The following is a 16,113-nucleotide window of genomic DNA, read 5'->3' as shown; positions in this document are numbered from 1 at the left end:
GGGCTTCGGCTAATCTGAGAGGTATGGGATCGCCGCCAGCCGCCCCTCACAGCGCCCGGATCACACCCCCATCCACGCGGATATTCTGCCCGGTAATATACCCTGCCCCGTCCGACGCCAAAAACGCGATCGTCGCGGCGATCTCCTCTGATGTGCCATAGCGCTGCATCGGCACGTTGTCGCGGCGCTCTTCGGTGGCGGGCAGGCTGTCGATCCAGCCGGGCAGCACATTGTTCATGCGCACATTGTCGGCCGCGTAGGTGTTGGCGAAAATCTTGGCGTAGGCGGCAAGGCCGGCGCGGAACACGGCCGAGGTCGGGAACATCGCGTTCGGTTCTGCCACCCAGGCCGTCGAGATGTTGATGATGGCGCCGCCCTTCTGCTTGACCATCTGCGGCGCCACGATGCGCACCGGCCGGATGACGTTCATCAGGTAGACGTCCATGCCGGTGTGCCACTGCTCGTCCGTGATCTCCAGGATCGGCGCGCGCGGTCCATGGCCGCCGCTGTTGACCAGCACGTCGATGCGGCCATAGCGCTCCAGGGTCAGGTCGGCGAGCCGCTGCAGATCGTCGTTCGACTGGTTGGAGCCGGTGACGCCGAGCCCGCCAAGCTCCTTGGCCAGCGCCTCGCCCTTGCCGGACGAGGACAGGATGGCGACCTTGAAACCATCCGCCGCCAGCCGTTTGGCCGCCGCCGCCCCCATGCCGCTGCCGCCGGCCACGATGACGGCTGTCTTTTCTACACTCATCGGATTTCCTTTTCAGATTGGCGGGAGCTACGGTTTCAGCGGTCCTATAGCCGGTTTCGCCGCGCAGTTCGAACGAGAAAGCCTGAATCGAGCTGCAGAAAACTTGCGCGGTGAGCTGCGCCCTATCCTTCAACCGTCTCCAGCTCGCTCAGCAGCGTGCCTTCCATGTCGGGCTCGTCGCCGGAGCAGACGCACAGCATCTCGGCGTCGCCCTCGCCCACCGATAGATAGGCGTGGCCCATGGTGGAATCGATGTAGACGCTCTCGCCCGCTTTCAGCCGCACCGGCGCGTACTGGTCGGTATGCAGTTCGATCTCGCCCTTGAGCACGATCAGGAATTCCTCGCCGGCATGCCTGGTCAGCGGGCCGAATTCTTGCGGCGTGCGGGCGCGCGCATAGGCGTAAATCGGCACCATGCGCTTGCGCACCAGGTCGGTGGCGAGATACCGGTAGTCATAATTTCGGGTCAGCTGGCGCAGCGTGTTGGACTGCGAGGTGACCGAGCGGCGGGTGCGCGCTGCCGGCTGCTTGCGGTCGCCGCTGAGCAGTTCCGTCACATGGATGCCGAGCCCCTCGCAGATCTGCAGCAGCTTGTCGTAGGTCAGCGACATCTGGTCGTTCTCGACCTTGGACAGCGTCGACACCGCGACGCCGGTGAGCGCGCTGACCTCCTGCAAGGTCCAGCCATGGGTTTTTCTCAAAGCCCGCAGACAATCACCGAGATTGGGTTGCTCCGACATTGCCAGCTCCAAGGCGCGGGATCGCGCCGCTCCACCCTAGGTAGTCGAACTCCCCGCAGCCATCAACAACACCGAAATTTTCTTATACGCTAAATATTGACTGGATACGAAAATATTTTTACGACTGATGAATGCAGTCAAAGTCCTTCCAAAAGATTGTCGTCATCGGCGGCGGCATTGCCGGCCTCTCACTTGCCGCCGAGGTGGCGGCCTCGGCCGAAGTCACCGTCATCGAGCGCGAACCGCATCTCGGCTACCACGCCAGCGGACGCTCCGCCGCTCTGTTCACCGAGACCTATGGCAACCGCCTCGTGCGCGGGCTGACGCTGGCCAGCCGGCAGGCAATCGTCGAGGGCGGTTTCGTCGCCCACCGGCGTGGCGCGCTGCATGTCGGATGGACCGGTGACGATGCCGCCATCGACAAGCTGGCTCGTGATTTGCAGGCGCTGGTTCCATCAGTGCGCCGCCTCTCGCCGGCCGAGCTCCACGCGCTGGTTCCGGTCATTGCCCAGCAAGCCACATGCGGCGGCGTCTATGAGCCGGACGCGGTGGATGTCGACACGGACAAGATGCTTGCGACCTGCGCGTCCAAGCTCAAAGCCGGCGGCGGCACCATCCGCACCGGCGAGGAGGTCCGCGCCATCTCACGCGACGGCAGCGCTTTTAGGGTTGAAACAAGCGCCGGCGTCTACTCGGCTGACATCGTCGTCAACGCCGCCGGCGCCTGGGTCGATGTCGTCGCCGGCATGGTGAGACTCCCGGGCCTCGGCTTCCAGCCGAAACGGCGCACCGCCTTCCTGTTCGATCCGCCCGCCGGGTTGGACATCGCCGGCTGGCCGCTGGTGGTCGACCTGCACGAGCAGTTCTACTTCAAGCCCGATGCCGGCAGATTGATCGGTTCGCTCGCCGACGAGACGGATTCCGAGCCTTGCGATGCGTATCCCGAGGATATCGACGTCGCCATCGCCGTCGACCGCATCGAACAGGCGACGTCTATGCGCATCGGCCGCCCGTCGACGCCGTGGGCGGGCCTGCGTACCTTCGCTCCCGACCGCACGCCGGTCGCCGGCTTCGACCCGCGCCTGCCCGGCTTCTTCTGGCTCGGCGGCCAAGGTGGCTACGGTTTTCAGGTGTCGCTGACGCTGGCCAGGCTGAGCGCGGCGCTGATGCGCGGCGAGCCCCTGCCCAACGACGTCACCGCACTCGGCGTCACCGCTGGGGCGCTGGCGCCCGATCGCTTCCTTACCCCGGCGACGACGCCATGAAGTTCCTTCCCTCAACCCCGAATGTGTCATCAGGAGCGTTTGCGATGAAATCTCTGCGCGCGGTGCTTGCCCCGTCCCTTCTGGCCACGTCCCTTCTGGCCACGTCCGTTCTGGCCTCATCCATCCTTCTCGGCGGACAGGCCTACGCCAAGACGCTGGTCTATTGCTCGGAAGCCAATCCCGAGACCTTCAACCCGGCGATCGGCATCGCCGATTCCACCATGGACGCCGCCGCCAAGACGATCTTCAATCGGCTGGTCGAGTTCAAGCCGGGCACCACCGAGGTCGGCCCGGCGCTGGCAGAAAGCTGGGAGGTTTCGCCTGATGGCAAGACCTACACTTTCCATCTCAGGCACGGCGTGAAGTTTCAGTCGAACGAGCATTTTTCGCCCACGCGCGACTTCGACGCGGACGACGTGCTCTACACCTTCAACCGCCAGCGCGACGCCAACAATCCCTATCACAAGCTTGGCGGCGGCTCTTACGAGTACTTCAACGCGCTGGGCATGGGCACGCTGATCGACAGAATAGACAAGGTCGACGACTACACCGTGCGCTTCACGCTGACGGCTCCCAACGTCACATTCCTAGCCGGGCTGGCACTCGACTATCTCTCCATCCTGTCGCTGGAGCAGACCGAAAAGATGGTCGCGGCCGGCACGCCGGAGCTGATCGACAGCATGCCGGTCGGCACCGGACCGTTCGTGCTTGAGGCCTATGTGCCCGACAGCCAGGTCCGTTATGCCGCAAACAAGGATTACTGGCGCGGCGCGCCGAAGATCGACACGCTGGTCTTCGCCGTCACGCCCGAGCCGACCACCCGCGTCGAGCGCATCAAGGCCAATGAATGCCAGGTCGCCGCGCCGCCGCCGCCAAGTGCTGTCGCCGACCTGCGCAGCGATCCCGACATCACGGTTCTCGATCTCAAGGGCCAGAACATCGGCATCCTCGGCTTCAATGTCGAGCACCAGCCGCTGGGCGACGTGCGCGTGCGCACGGCACTGGCCAAGGCCGTCGACCGCAAGGCGATCGTCGATGCGGTCTACGCCGGCGCCGGCACGGTGGCCGGCAGCGTCGTGCCGCCGGCGCAGCTCGGCGCCGTCACCGATGCCGGCATCGACTACGATCCCGATGGCGCCAAGAAACTGCTCAAGGAAGCGGGCCACGAAAGCGGCCTCAAGATCAGCCTGTGGGCGATGCCGGTGTCGCGCCCCTACAACCCCAATGCCAAGCGCATGGCCGAGATGATCCAGGCCGACTGGGCGAAGGTCGGCGTGCAATCGGAGATCGTCAGCTTCGAATGGGGCGAATACCTCAAGCGCACCGCGGCGGGCGAACAGGACGCCTTCCTGCTCGGCGGCAGCAGCGACAATGGCGATCCCGACAACATGCTGAGCTATCTGCTCTCCTGCGACGGCGTGAAGGGCGGCTCCAACCGCTCGCGCTGGTGCGACAAGCATTTCGAGAAGCTGCTCGACGAGGGCCGCGTTGCCGCCGACCCGAAGGAGCGCGCCGCGATCTATGGAAAGGCGCAGGCCATCCTGAAGGCCGAGGTGCCTGTGGCGCCGATCGCCCATTCGATGGTGGCGATCCCGATCCGCAAGAGCGTGCTGAATTACGTGCTCGACCCCTTCGGCCGGCAGAATTTCGCCGCCGTCGATATTGCGGAGTGAGGCTTGTCACGCTGGGTGTCCCCCTCATCCGGCCGCTACGCGGCCGATTTTGCGAAGATCCCGCGATCCACAAAAAGCGAGACCACCATGCCAAAAGACCTGAACGCCCTCCTCGCCACCTACATCGCCGATGGCGCGGTGGGTGCGTCGCTCGCCTATACCAGGGGTCACACCACACCAACCGCCCTCACATCAGGCCTCGCCGATCGCGCGCAGGGCACGCCCGTCACGTCGGACCAGCTGTTCAAGATCGGCAGCTGCACCAAGACCTTCGTCGCCGCGGCCCTGGTCAAGCTCGCCGAGACCGGCAAGCTCGACCTCGGCGCGCCGATCGCCTCCTGGTTCCCGGACCTGCCTGGCGCCAAAACCATTTCGGTACGCCAGCTGGTCAACCATCGCAGCGGCCTGCCGGAATTCGAATATTACATTCCAATGGACCCGAGCCGGCAATGGACGCCGCAACAGCTGGTCGACATCGCCTTCGCCTCCGACAAACAGAAGCCGCCGGGCGGACCGGCCGTCTACAACAACACCGGCTATGTCCTGGCCGGCATGGTGATCGAGGCCGTCACCGGCCAGAAGCTGGGCGCCTATGTCAGAAGCGCGGTCCTTGAGCCACTCGGCCTGAACAACACCTGGTCGCCGGCGACCGAGGCCTTCCCCGATAAATCGATGGTGCGCGGCTATTACCACCGGCCGCCGCGGGCGCCGAACGCGCCCACCGACATCGCCTCGGGCGGCGAGATGTGGCAAATGGACGGCGTGCTGCCCTACTCCAATGAACTGCAGGATTCCTCCGACTCCTTCCCCTTCGGCGCCGCCTATGGCTGCGGCGACATGGTGTCGACGCCGTCAGACATGGTGGGCTTCATGCGCGGCCTGTTCTCCGGCGGACTGTTGTCGCCGCCGTTCTTCGCCGAGATGTTCGAACACCGCGTGCCGGCGAGTTTCCCCGGCACCCGCATGCGCGAGACGGGCGCGGGCATGTTCCAGAGCACCTATGCGGACCGCGCCTTCTACGGGCACCAGGGCAGCATTCCGGGCTATGTCGCCGTCATGCTGCACGATCCCGAGACGGACCTCACCATCGCCATGACCAGCAATGTCGGCTCCGGCAATCGCCTCTCCTTCCAGGCGAGCGGCATGCATCCGGTGGTGGATCAAGCGATCCGTATCATTCTCGACTGACCGCGTTTAGCCGCCCTGCCGCGACGATGGATCGGGCAGGCCCGGCAGCATCTGGCTCAGCACCCGGTCGCGAAGGAAGAAATGGTGGAAGATGGCGGCGGCCGCGTGCAGGCCGGCGATCCACATCATGACGTCGCCGAGCGTGCCGTGAATCTCCGCCAGCGGCGCGCCCCAGCTGCCGGAAAACGGACCGATAGCTCCCAGCCCATAGACAGTGACCGGGTGGCCGCCGAACAAGGCGCCGATCATGGCTGTCGCCGGAACGGCGAACAGCAGCGCATAAAGCGCCCAATGCGTTGCCTTCGAGGCGACCTCCATCCAGGACGGCATGGCCGGGGCATCGGGAATGCGGTCGAACCGGCGCCAGATCAGGCGAACGACCAGCAAGCAGAAAACAGTGAAGCCGAGCGACTCGTGCAGCAGCAGCGTCGACGCCCTGGCCGCTGAATAGACCCGCTCCGGCGGACCGCCCGCCGAGACCAGGAAGGCAATGAGCACCAGCAGTGCCGTCAGCCAATGAAATGCCTGGGCGAGACGCCCATAGCGGGTTGTCGTGCCGGACAGCGACATGCGGGAGCTCCGAAACGGTTGGATATCTCCCCTCGCCCGCGAATGTGGCCTTATTTCAGCTGTTCCTCAATCGCCTTGCCCGAGCGAATGGCATCGCCGAGTTCGCCGGCGCGCGGCCCGACAAGGTTCAGCTCATACTCGTGGAGCGGAAATTCGCGGCGGCCGCGGCCACGATATCGGCATTGTCCCTCGCCACCGTTCCATCGGCGAGCGTCTTGCCGTCCTCCAGCCCGACCCGTGTCGACCAGCGCTTTTGCCGCGCAAGGTCCACGAACGGCCAGACCGTGCCGTCGACGCCGTGCAGCAGGATCTGCCGCCGCACGCCTGCGCGTTCGAGAATGGCGGCGATGCCGTGCGCCTCGTCGAGGGCTGCAGGCAGGTCCGGTATGTCGATCTCGATCAGGATGCGCAGTACGCGGCCGTGATCGGCGAGCGCCACGAAGCGCTCGGCATCTTCCGTCGTGGCCAGGCCCGCCTCGATGCCGACGCCCTGCTTGCGCAACAACTCCATCACGGCGGGCGCGTCGGTTTCTGAAATATTGACCGAGGCATAGTCGGGCAGTTCCCACCAGGCGGCGATCGCCGCGCGGGTGCGCGCCACATCGTTCTCGATCCAGGCGCCGGTCGACACGCCGATCAATGTGCCCGGACAGGCCTGGCGCACGGCAAGGACCGTCGCATCCACCGCCGCCAGGCTTTCGCGCCCGTCGGCGCCGCGCGGATGGATGTGCAGTTCGGCGGCACCGGCGGCGACGCAGGAAGCCGCATCGCCGGCCATTGCCTTTGCCGTCAGCGGCAGCCTGGGATGGAAATCGCGCGAACGCGCGCCGTTGATGCAGGCTTGGACGATCATCGATTTCACCTCGGGCAAAAGAGCGCAGTCTAGACAAGCCGCCAAACCGCGCAAAGCCGGCAGGGCCGTCACTCCTGACACGATGGCGCCGCCAGCAGCACGGCGTTCGCCGGCATTTGAATAAAAGGCGCCTGTGGATATTTACCCCACCTTGCGCCAGGCAGGCCAATATCCATCAGGGCGGGATCATGGAGGGAACCATTGACCAGCGATTTTTCAGCCGCCCGTCTCCATCTCGAACGCGCCTACCACTATCTGCGCGGCAATGACGAGACAAGCCGCGCCACATGCGAGGCCCTCGACCTGTTGATCGAGATGGTAGCGGAAGCACAACACAGGAAGCCGGAACCCGGGGTGCTGGAATTTCCGCGAGCGTCGGCACGCCGACTCGGCTGAACAGCACGCGTGGCGTTGGTCAGCCCGCGCGGATCAAATCTTCGTCTTCACGCATGTCGCTCCGGGCCGCTTTTGGAGCGACATGCATTTGATCTCTCAGGACGCCTTGCGTCTCGACGCGGCACCGGCCATTCGCGCCGATTGCGCCACGACCCGCTCCAGCGGTTCGGGCCGGTGCAGCAGAAAACCCTGACCGAACTCGACGCCCATGTCGGCCAGCATGGCCACCGTGTCCTGCCGCTCGATCTTCTCGCCCACCACGGCGCAGCCGAGGCTGCGGGCAATGCTGGTGATGGCCAGCACGATCTCGCGGTCGAAGCGGCTTTCGGTGACGTGCTCGATGAAGGAGCCGTCGATCTTGATGGCATCGACCGGAAAGCGCCTGAGATATTCGAACGAACTCATGCCGGCGCCGAAATCGTCGAGACTGACCCGGCAGCGCCGCTCGCGCGCCTTGCGCACGAATGCCTCGGCGGCGTCGAAATTGGTGACGGCGGCGGTTTCGGTGATCTCGAAGCCGATGCCGGAATGCGGCGCCCCGGTCTCCTCGATGACCCGGTCGACAAAGTCCCATAGTCCTGGGTCGCTCAGCGTCTGCGCCGACAGGTTGAAGCCGAGCGTGATCGCGCCGGACTTCATCGCCGCGCCGTGCCGAGACAGGGCGGTGCGGATGATCCAGCGGTCGAGCCGCGCGGCAACGCCGAAGCGCTCCGCCGCCGGAATGAACTCGCCGGGCGGGATCAACCGGCCGCCCTGTCCGGCAAGCCGCGCCAGCACCTCGACATGGCGGCTCTCTTCCCAGGGCCTGCCCAGCCGGTGGATCTGCTGGCCGAACAATTTCAGCCTGCCGTCATCCATGGCGTCGACCGTGTCGGCGGCGAGCCGCGCCGCGTTGAGGCCGGCCGAACCGGAGACGGCATCGGTCGAAAACAGCGCGAAGCGATCGCGCCCGGCGGCCTTGGCAGCGTAGCAGGCATCGTCGGCGCAGGCCAGCGCGTCGGCAACCGTGGTGGCACGGTCGCGGACGACGGTGATGCCGATGCTGGCCGCCAGCCGGCGCGACGTCGCGGCAAGGCCGAGATCGGCGTCGCGCACGGCCGCCAGGATGGCGCCGGCCAGACCTTCGGCTTGCACGGCGTCGCAATCGGGCACCATCAGGGCGAACTCGTCGCCGCCGAGCCGCGCCGCATGCGCCGATGGCGGCAGGCAGCGGCCGATACCCGCCGCGACGCTCTTCAGCGCCAGATCGCCCGCGGCATGGCCGGCGAAATCGTTGAGGGCCTTGAAGTAGTCGAGGTCGACATAGAACACCGCCAGCGGCACGGCCGTGGCGATATGGTGGGCGAGCAGACGGTCGAAGGCGGCGCGGTTCCAAAGGCCGGTCAGCGCGTCGTGGCGGGCGGCGAAGGCAAGCTCCTGTTCGCGCAGCTTGTCCTCGGTGATGTCGCGCACGGTCCCCAGCACCTGGCCGGTGGCACCGGCGGCGGCGATGAAGCGCAGCAGCGATTCGACATGGCGGATCTGGCCGTCGCGCTTGATAATGCGGTACTGCGCGGCGATGACGCCGTCGGTTCCCAATGGCACCCTGTGGGCGCGTTCGGCGGCGTCCTTATCGTCGGGATGCAGGTAGCTGTGCCAGAGATCGGCCGTCACCTCGTCGGTCACTGCGACGAGGCCGAATATCTCTCTTGTGCGCGCGTCCCAATAGCTCTTGTTGGTAGCGATGTCGTAGTGCCAGATGCCGGTGCCGCTGGCGGCGAGCGCCAGGCGAAAGCGGATATTGACCTGTTCGAGCGCGGCTTCGGCCGCCTTCTGCTTGGAGATGTCGGTCTGCACGCCCATCAGCCTGAGCGGCTTCCCGTCGGCGTCGCTCTCGACGATGCCGCCTCGGTCGAGCACCCAAACCCAGTGGCCCTGCTTGTGCTTGAGCCTGAGTTCGGTCTCGATGGCGTCGGTCAGCCCGGCAATGTGGCGGTCGCCGCTGGCCTGCGCCCGTTCCCGGTCGTCGGGATGGGTAAGCTGCAGCCACAGGTCACTGGTATTGGCGAGTTCGCCGTCCTCGTAACCCAGCATCCGGGCCCAGGTCGCCGAATAGAAGCAGTCCCCCGTGCTGAGATCCCAGTCCCAGACGCCAAGATGGGCGCGCTCCAAGGCCTTGGCCCAGAACGCTCCGCTGCGACTTTTCTTATCCTGACCCGCCATTCGTCCGTTTTGCCCGCTCCACCCGCGGCAATCTGCGGCAAAACCAGAAAAGAAACCGTTACCGGGCCGCGGAGGGGGGATGTCCACGCTCCTAGCGACAGTCTTGGCATCAGCCTTTCGATTGGCCGGCAAGAACCGGAGTTTGGCCCGGCTCGATTGGTCATAGGAATGGGCGTGTTCACCAGCCAGTCCGGTGATCACGAAGCAAGACAGGAAAAGGACCTCCCAATGACCAAGCAGGAAGACAACAAGGCCGTCGTCATCAGATGGTTCACCGACTTCTGGGGTGAAACCTGCGACCTCTCCGTCGTCGACGCCGTCGCGGCCCCCGATATGCTGCTCAAATACTCGCTGCACGAGCCGCGCCGCGGGCGCGACGACATCAAGGCCTTCATGACCGATTTTCGCGCAGCCTTCCCGGATCTCAACTTCTGGGCCACCGCCGATCTCATCGCCGAGGGCGACTATGTCGTCGGCCAATGGGAGGGCGGCGGCACGCATACCGGCCCGGCCTTCGGCGATTTTCTCATCGGTTCGCTGCCCGCCGCCACCGGCCGCACGATGCGCTTCACCGGCACCACGGTGCTCAAGGTGATCGACGGCAGGATCGTCGAGGAAATCGGTCTCGACGACGGCGTCACCGCCCTTACCCAGCTCGGCCTCATCAAGCCCGCCTGAGAAATCTCACGCAGAACCGAGGTGGGGGCCAGGCGGCATTGCCGCCGCCTGGCTATGCCGCTTACTGGCTCGGCGCCATCGCGTGTTCGCACGACACTTTCGGGTTCATGTCGGCGAACGTGCCGGTCGGGTTGCCTTTCCAGGCCCAGACATGCAGTTCGTAGAACTCACCCAGGCCATAGCGGTTGGGCGCGCTGTTGAAGTTGAACAGCTGTCCCTCGAGCGACGCCGGCCCCTTCGAGGTGATGTATTCGACCGCCACCAGCGTCAGGGTGCCGTCGGTCATCGGCTCGTACATCACCGCTTCGGGACGGGCGATGTCGATCTTGTCGTCCTTCAGGTACCCGCCATTGACATAGTGGATGCCCATGGCGCCGCCGGTGATGCCGCTGGCGCAGGGAATGGGCGCATAGCCTTCCGCCGTCGCGGCGTTGACATCGAGAAACCGGCTGTTGGCGGCCCGCACCTTTTCGGCCAGCGGATTGGCACCGGACGTGGTTTCAGCCGCCTCCTGATGCGCCTGGGCAAAGGTGGTGCAGGCGGCCAGAATGGCCCCTGCCACGAAAAGCCCGTTGCGAAAATCGCGTATCATGTTTGTTCCATTCTTCTTGAAAAAGCACAGCGGGCCGGCCGCCGAAAATACGGAGGCCCGGCAGGCAAGCGCCGTGGCTGTTGTTGCTTGGTGATCCCGGATACGGTGCAAGGAATGCCGGGAGGGATCATCCCTTCGGCAGATACGGGATCGTTCCGGCCAGATCGGTGTCGTCGATCAGCTGGAAACGGCTGTCGCTGCCGCCCTGGCGGGCCGAAACGAAAGGCGCGTAGGCCGGATCGGTGGTGAAGGCGCGCGCCGCTGCTTCCGACGGGAACGCCATCAGGGCGATCAGCGTGGTGTCGAGCGGCTTGCCTTCGAGCGTCTTCACATTGCCGCTGCGCGACAGATATTTGCCGCCATGCTTGTGGACGAGGTCGTGCACCGAGGCGGCATAGGCCGGCACCCATTTCGGGTCCTTCATCTTGATGTCGGCGATAACGTAAGCAGTCATTGTCGTCTCCTGGTTGCGGCGCACAGGGATATCCGTGCAACCGTCCAGAGGGCTCGCATGGCGGGACCCGAGCCGACCAGTCCGCGATCTGTACTGGGCCGGTACAGTTTCTGTACTCGCCGCTTCAATCACGAAGGACTAATGTTGCCCGCAGGTTCTAGGGAGAGGCACGGTCATGACCCAGCACGGATACAAACAGTTCTGCCCGCTATCGATGGCCGCCGAGGTGCTGTGCACCCGCTGGACGATGGTGCTGATGCGTGAGCTTGTGGCCGGTTCGACCCGTTTCAACGACCTGCGCCGCGGCATGCCCAAAATGTCGCCGACCCTTCTGTCGCAACGGCTTAAGGAGCTCGAGCTGGCGGGTATCGTCGAGCGCAAGGAGGTCCCGGGAGAAAAAGGAATTTTCGACTATCGGCTGACGGAAGCCGGCCGCGATTTGCGCCCGGTCGTCGAGGCGATGGGCTTCTGGGGGCAGAAATGGGTCGAGTCCCGGCTGTCCCTCAAGAACCTCGATCCGTCGCTGCTGATGTGGGACATGCGGCGCAATTTGAACCCCTCGCCGCTGCCCGAGGGACGCACGGTGATACAATTTCTGTATCAGGAACTCCCCGCCTCCAAACGCTCCTGGTGGCTGATCGTCGAAAAGCACGGTGAAGTCGACCTGTGCTGGTACGATCCGGGCTTCGACGTCGACCTCTATGTCTCGACCGACCTGCACACGATGACGGCGATCTGGATGGGAGTGCTCACCGTCGAGAAGGCCGGCCCGAAGGTCACCCTGACCGGCGACCAGGCCATCGGCAGGAAGATGCAGGCCTGGCTGGGGCTGAGCCCGTTCGCGGTGGAACCCAAACGCGCGGCGTAGGAGCCGGTCCCGTCTGTGCAGGCGTCTCGGCTGCGCTCACATGCAACATCCCGGTTCCAATCACGCGTGCGCCTCCTGACAGTTGGCAGGAAACGGGTGGCGGGGCTGGCTTTTGGCGGCTTCAATGCCGGCCATGTTCATCACCCTGGCCAAACATCTGCAACCCGCGCCGCTGCCGGTGGCCGACGATCCACGCTGGGGGCGCATTGTCGCGCGTGACAAGTCGGCCGACGGCGCATTCTGGTATTCGGTGGCGACGACCGGCGTTTATTGCCGGCCCTCCTGTCCGTCGCGGCGCGCCAACCCAGCCAATGTCCAGTTGCACGACACTTTACAGGCGGCGAAGGCGACAGGCTTTCGCCCATGCCGGCGCTGCAATCCGGACGGCCCTTCGCTCGAGGCCGCCAACGCCGCGATGATCGCCGACGCCTGCCGCAGGATCGAGGCGAGCGAGGCGGAACCGTCGCTCGTCGAACTGGCCGATGCCGCCGGCCGCAGCCCCGGCTATTTCCACCGCGTCTTCAAGGCGGTGACCGGGCTGACGCCGAAGGATTATGCAGCGGCCCGGCGTGCCGCCCGGGTCCGCCAGGGCCTGGAAGATGGCGTCAGCGTGACATCGGCGATCTACGATGCGGGCTTCAATTCGAGCGGGCGCTTCTACGAGAAATCGACCGGCATGCTCGGCATGACGCCGACGCGCTATTGCGCCGGCGGCGCCAACGAAGAGATCCGCTTCGCCGTCGGCGAAACCTCGCTCGGCACCATCCTGGTCGCCTCGAGCCGGAAAGGCGTCGCCTCGATCCTGCTCGGCCAGGACCCCGACGCGCTGGTGCGCGACCTGCAGGACCGTTTCCCCAAGGCGCGGCTGGTCGGTGGCGACAGCGACTACGAGGCGCTGGTGGCCCGCGTCGTTGGCCTCGTCGAGGCGCCGGCGCTCGGTCTCGACCTGCCGCTCGACGTGCGCGGCACCGCCTTCCAGCAGCGTGTCTGGCAAGCTCTGCGGGATATCCCGGCCGGCCGCACCGTCTCCTACGCCGATATCGCGGGGCGTATCGGCGCGCCGAACGCAACCCGCGCCGTCGCCGCCGCCTGCGCCGCCAACGCCCTCGCGGTCGCCATCCCTTGCCACCGTGTGATCAGGAAGGATGGCGTCCTGTCGGGCTATGCCTGGGGCGCCGAGCGCAAACGCGCGCTGCTCGACCGCGAGGCCGGCGATGCTGCGGACAATGCCTCGCGGTCCTCGCGGGCCTGACGGCGATGCGCGCGATGGCCAGTTCTTCCACCACCGGTGCGAACGGTCAGGTCGCCAACGGCGCTGCCGTCAGCCTGGAGGACGCGAAGGCGCTGGTGTTGGCCGTCATCGGCACGCTTGTCGAGGATGGCAAGGCCGAGTGGAGCCGCACGACGACCGGCGAGTTCGAGCTGCGGCTGATATCAGGCGAAGTTTTTTTGCTGGACGAGGTCGGCGCCACCCGTGTCGCTTGAGGCGGTCCAAAACCGCACTTGCTTTCGCCGTTCAGCCCCCTGGATTGAATTTGAAAGCAAGCATCGGAGTGAGCGGCACCGGCCAGTTCGTTAGGGTCAAGGCATAGACAGGAGTGAAGGCAATGAACCACATTCAAACCGATATGCAGGCGACAACCACCAGCGTCCTTGACACCATCAGCTACGCCATCGGCCAGTCCGCGCTTGGAAACATCCTGGCGGCGCGCGGCCCCATCGGCGTCTGCGCCATCCTCATCGGCTCCGACGCCGGCACGTTGCGGCAGGACCTCGCCAACCGCTTCCCCGGCAGGGTGCTGCTCGAAGACGCGGCCGGCCTGCGCGATGATCTCGCGGCGATAGCGCGCTTCATCGAAACGCCCGGCGCCGGTCTCGACCTGCCGCTCGACATGCGCAACGGCACGCCCTTCCAGCAGCGCGTGTGGGAGGCGCTGCGCGCCATCCCATGCGGTGCCACCGTCACTTACACCGCCCTTGCCCGGCGCCTCGGCATGCCGGATGGCGCCCGCGCCGTGGCGACGGCCTGTGCCGCCAACGCCGTCGCGCTAGGCATTCCTTGCCACCGGGTGTTGCGCGCCGACGGCTCGCTGTCCGGCTACCGCTGGGGCATCGAGCGCAAGCGCGCCTTGCTGGAAAGGGAGGCCGCGATATGAACGCCGACGCCAGGGTCGCGCCACCGCTGGTCGCAGCCGCCGAGACACGCATCACCGCCTATGACTGGCCGGCGCTCGCCACCGAGCTCGACAGCTTCGGCTGCGCGGTGATGGAAAAGCTGCTCTCGGCCGATGAGTGCCGGCAACTCGCCGGCCTCTATCCCCAGGAGCAACATTTCCGCAGCCACATCCACATGGCCAGGCACGGTTTCGGCAAGGGCGAATACCGTTATTTCCGCTATCCCTTGCCCGATCTGGTCGGCGGCCTGCGCGGCGCGCTCTATCCCAGGCTGGCCGCGGTCGCCAACCGCTGGAACGAGCGCATGGGGATCGCCATGCGCTACCCCGCGACGCATAGCGCGTTTCTCGACCAGTGCCATGCCGCCGGTCAGGTCAGGCCGACGCCGCTTTTGCTGCAATATGTGCCCGGCGACTTCAACTGCCTGCACCAGGACCTCTATGGCGACCTCGCCTTCCCGCTCCAGGTGGCGATCCTGCTTTCCGAGCCGGGCGAGGATTTCACCGGCGGCGAGTTCGCGCTGACCGAACAGCGGCCGCGCATGCAGAGCCGGGTCGAAGTGGTGCCCTTGCGCCAGGGCGATGCGGTGGCTTTCGCGGTCCACAACCGGCCGGTGCAGGGCACGAAGGGCAATTACCGCGTCAACCTGCGCCACGGCGTCAGCCGCCTGCGCTCCGGCATGCGCCACACGGTCGGCATCATTTTTCACGATGCGAAGTGAGCGCCGGCTCATGCTCCCAATAGGGCGGATCGCCGAAAGCGTTGCGCAGCCATGCGGTAAGTGCGCGCAGTTTGGCGGATCCGCGCCGATCCTCGGGACAAGCGATATAGATGGTGGCTCCTTCAGGCTCCGCACCCACATCGACGACCGTCAATCGCTTGTCGGCGATCTCGGTGCGGATGAAGTAGGCGGGGAGCAGCGCCAGGCCAGGCCGGCAAGCGCGGCGTCGCGCATCAAAATCCCATTGTTGACGCGCAGCGCGGTTTCCGGGCGGATCGTCACCAGCCGCCGCGAAATCTTGAACCGCCAGTCGGCGGCACCTCGGATGGAATAGATGATGCCCTTATGGCGCTTCAGTTCATCGGTGGTCACGGGCAACCCGAATTGCTCGGTATAATCCGGCGAGGCCACCAGGAAGCGACGGCTGGAAGCTAGCTTCTTGACGATGACAGGTCCATCTTCGACGACCGGCCCATGACGCACAATGGCATCGTAGCCATCGGCCACCATGCTGACGAAACGATCCTCGAGATCGAGCGTCAGTTCAATTCCCGGGTGCTTGGCCAGGAAGCCATATAGCGCCGGGCCGAGATGGAGGATGCCGAAACTGGTCGGCACCGATATCCTGAGCGGCCCGGCGAGTTCGCCGCGGCGCTCGGCGATTTCGGCGCGGGCATCGGCCACCTCCTGCATGATGCGCTTGGCGCGCTCGTAAAAACCTCGTCCCGCCTCGGTGATGGAGAGTTTGCGGGTAGTGCGGTCCAGCAGCTTTGTGCCGAGGCCGCGCTCCAGTTCCGACAGTCGCTCGCTGATGACGGATTTCGACAGGCTCATGCGCCTGGCCGCTTCGCTGATCGAACCGGTTTCCGCTACGGCGACAAACGCGGCGGCCGATTCGAGCTTCAGCATTGTTCGGCTTTCCCAAATTCACCATCAGGCGACAGCCACCTAACGAAATCAAGGACATGGTGCCATAATTGTGCAGGT

At 65.5% G+C, this 16,113-nt stretch carries 17 protein-coding genes and 1 pseudogene; 10 read left to right on the top strand and 8 right to left on the bottom strand.

What is annotated here, in order from left to right:
* Positions 1-46 precede the first annotated feature (46 nt).
* On the bottom strand, positions 47-751 hold the full coding sequence (locus tag FJ950_RS19880) for an SDR family oxidoreductase (protein ID WP_140618041.1): 705 nt from the start codon (positions 749-751) through the stop codon (positions 47-49).
* A gap of 122 nt (positions 752-873) precedes the next feature.
* Positions 874-1,491, bottom strand: coding sequence for an XRE family transcriptional regulator (locus FJ950_RS19875; RefSeq protein WP_140618040.1), 618 nt, complete (start codon positions 1,489-1,491; stop codon positions 874-876).
* 131 nt (positions 1,492-1,622) lie between these two features.
* Here FJ950_RS19875 and FJ950_RS19870 point away from each other — a divergent pair, with 131 nt between their 5' ends.
* From FJ950_RS19870 to FJ950_RS19860, 3 genes are all read left to right on the top strand, one after another.
* Positions 1,623-2,756 carry an FAD-binding oxidoreductase gene (locus FJ950_RS19870; RefSeq protein ID WP_140618039.1) on the top strand — a complete coding sequence of 378 codons (1,134 nt, stop codon included), beginning with the start codon at positions 1,623-1,625 and terminating at the stop codon, positions 2,754-2,756.
* A gap of 44 nt (positions 2,757-2,800) precedes the next feature.
* The gene (locus FJ950_RS19865) at positions 2,801-4,429 is read left to right on the top strand and encodes an ABC transporter substrate-binding protein (RefSeq protein ID WP_140618038.1); all 1,629 of its coding nucleotides are present in this window, start codon (positions 2,801-2,803) and stop codon (positions 4,427-4,429) included.
* An 87-nt stretch (positions 4,430-4,516) separates the two neighbouring features.
* On the top strand, positions 4,517-5,617 hold the full coding sequence (locus FJ950_RS19860) for a serine hydrolase domain-containing protein (protein WP_140618037.1): 1,101 nt from the start codon (positions 4,517-4,519) through the stop codon (positions 5,615-5,617).
* A gap of 6 nt (positions 5,618-5,623) precedes the next feature.
* On the opposite strand, the gene FJ950_RS19855 is transcribed toward FJ950_RS19860, so the two are convergent.
* The gene (locus FJ950_RS19855; protein WP_140618036.1) at positions 5,624-6,187 is read right to left on the bottom strand and encodes a cytochrome b; all 564 of its coding nucleotides are present in this window, start codon (positions 6,185-6,187) and stop codon (positions 5,624-5,626) included.
* Positions 6,188-6,314: 127 nt separating this feature from the next.
* Positions 6,315-7,040 carry a 3-keto-5-aminohexanoate cleavage protein gene (locus tag FJ950_RS19850; RefSeq protein WP_140618035.1) on the bottom strand — a complete coding sequence of 242 codons (726 nt, stop codon included), beginning with the start codon at positions 7,038-7,040 and terminating at the stop codon, positions 6,315-6,317.
* Positions 7,041-7,241: 201 nt separating this feature from the next.
* Here FJ950_RS19850 and FJ950_RS19845 point away from each other — a divergent pair, with 201 nt between their 5' ends.
* The gene (locus FJ950_RS19845) at positions 7,242-7,436 is read left to right on the top strand and encodes a hypothetical protein (protein ID WP_023774040.1); all 195 of its coding nucleotides are present in this window, start codon (positions 7,242-7,244) and stop codon (positions 7,434-7,436) included.
* Positions 7,437-7,532: 96 nt separating this feature from the next.
* Here FJ950_RS19845 and FJ950_RS19840 read toward each other — a convergent pair whose 3' ends face one another.
* The gene (locus FJ950_RS19840) at positions 7,533-9,638 is read right to left on the bottom strand and encodes an EAL domain-containing protein (protein WP_140618034.1); all 2,106 of its coding nucleotides are present in this window, start codon (positions 9,636-9,638) and stop codon (positions 7,533-7,535) included.
* A 228-nt stretch (positions 9,639-9,866) separates the two neighbouring features.
* On the opposite strand from FJ950_RS19840, the gene FJ950_RS19835 reads away from it, so the two are divergent.
* Positions 9,867-10,316, top strand: a complete 450-nt coding sequence (locus FJ950_RS19835) for an ester cyclase (protein WP_140618033.1) — start codon at positions 9,867-9,869, stop codon at positions 10,314-10,316.
* A gap of 61 nt (positions 10,317-10,377) precedes the next feature.
* Here the strand turns inward: FJ950_RS19835 and FJ950_RS19830 are convergent, their stop codons facing one another.
* The gene (locus FJ950_RS19830) at positions 10,378-10,908 is read right to left on the bottom strand and encodes a hypothetical protein (protein ID WP_015316998.1); all 531 of its coding nucleotides are present in this window, start codon (positions 10,906-10,908) and stop codon (positions 10,378-10,380) included.
* A gap of 127 nt (positions 10,909-11,035) precedes the next feature.
* Entirely contained in the window at positions 11,036-11,362 is a 327-nt protein-coding gene (locus tag FJ950_RS19825; RefSeq protein WP_015316997.1) for a DUF1330 domain-containing protein, read from the bottom strand.
* A gap of 175 nt (positions 11,363-11,537) precedes the next feature.
* Between FJ950_RS19825 and FJ950_RS19820 the strand changes: the two genes are divergently transcribed.
* The 5 genes from FJ950_RS19820 to FJ950_RS19800 all read left to right on the top strand — a co-directional run bounded on the left by FJ950_RS19820 (position 11,538) and on the right by FJ950_RS19800 (position 15,126).
* Positions 11,538-12,230: a helix-turn-helix domain-containing protein gene (locus tag FJ950_RS19820; RefSeq protein ID WP_140618032.1), complete on the top strand. Its 693-nt coding sequence runs from the start codon at positions 11,538-11,540 to the stop codon at positions 12,228-12,230.
* Positions 12,231-12,363: 133 nt separating this feature from the next.
* Positions 12,364-13,482, top strand: coding sequence for a bifunctional DNA-binding transcriptional regulator/O6-methylguanine-DNA methyltransferase Ada (gene ada / locus FJ950_RS19815; protein WP_140618090.1), 1,119 nt, complete (start codon positions 12,364-12,366; stop codon positions 13,480-13,482).
* Between the two features lie 14 nt (positions 13,483-13,496).
* Entirely contained in the window at positions 13,497-13,715 is a 219-nt protein-coding gene (locus FJ950_RS19810; protein ID WP_246681351.1) for a hypothetical protein, read from the top strand.
* A 122-nt stretch (positions 13,716-13,837) separates the two neighbouring features.
* Positions 13,838-14,386, top strand: coding sequence for a methylated-DNA--[protein]-cysteine S-methyltransferase (locus FJ950_RS19805; RefSeq protein WP_140618030.1), 549 nt, complete (start codon positions 13,838-13,840; stop codon positions 14,384-14,386).
* Positions 14,383-15,126 carry a 2OG-Fe(II) oxygenase gene (locus tag FJ950_RS19800; protein WP_140618029.1) on the top strand — a complete coding sequence of 248 codons (744 nt, stop codon included), beginning with the start codon at positions 14,383-14,385 and terminating at the stop codon, positions 15,124-15,126. The genes FJ950_RS19805 and FJ950_RS19800 overlap by 4 nt, the downstream gene beginning before the upstream one ends.
* Here FJ950_RS19800 and FJ950_RS19795 read toward each other — a convergent pair.
* A pseudogene (locus FJ950_RS19795) lies at positions 15,104-16,035 on the bottom strand (LysR substrate-binding domain-containing protein). The gene FJ950_RS19800 and the pseudogene FJ950_RS19795 overlap by 23 nt on opposite strands.
* Positions 16,036-16,113: the final 78 nt, after the last annotated feature.

The organism is Mesorhizobium sp. B2-3-14 (genome assembly GCF_006442175.1).
Lineage (GTDB): Bacteria > Pseudomonadota > Alphaproteobacteria > Rhizobiales > Rhizobiaceae > Mesorhizobium > Mesorhizobium australicum.
Note: the sequence above shows the minus strand (reverse complement) of the source record. Positions and strands in the feature narration are given on the sequence as shown.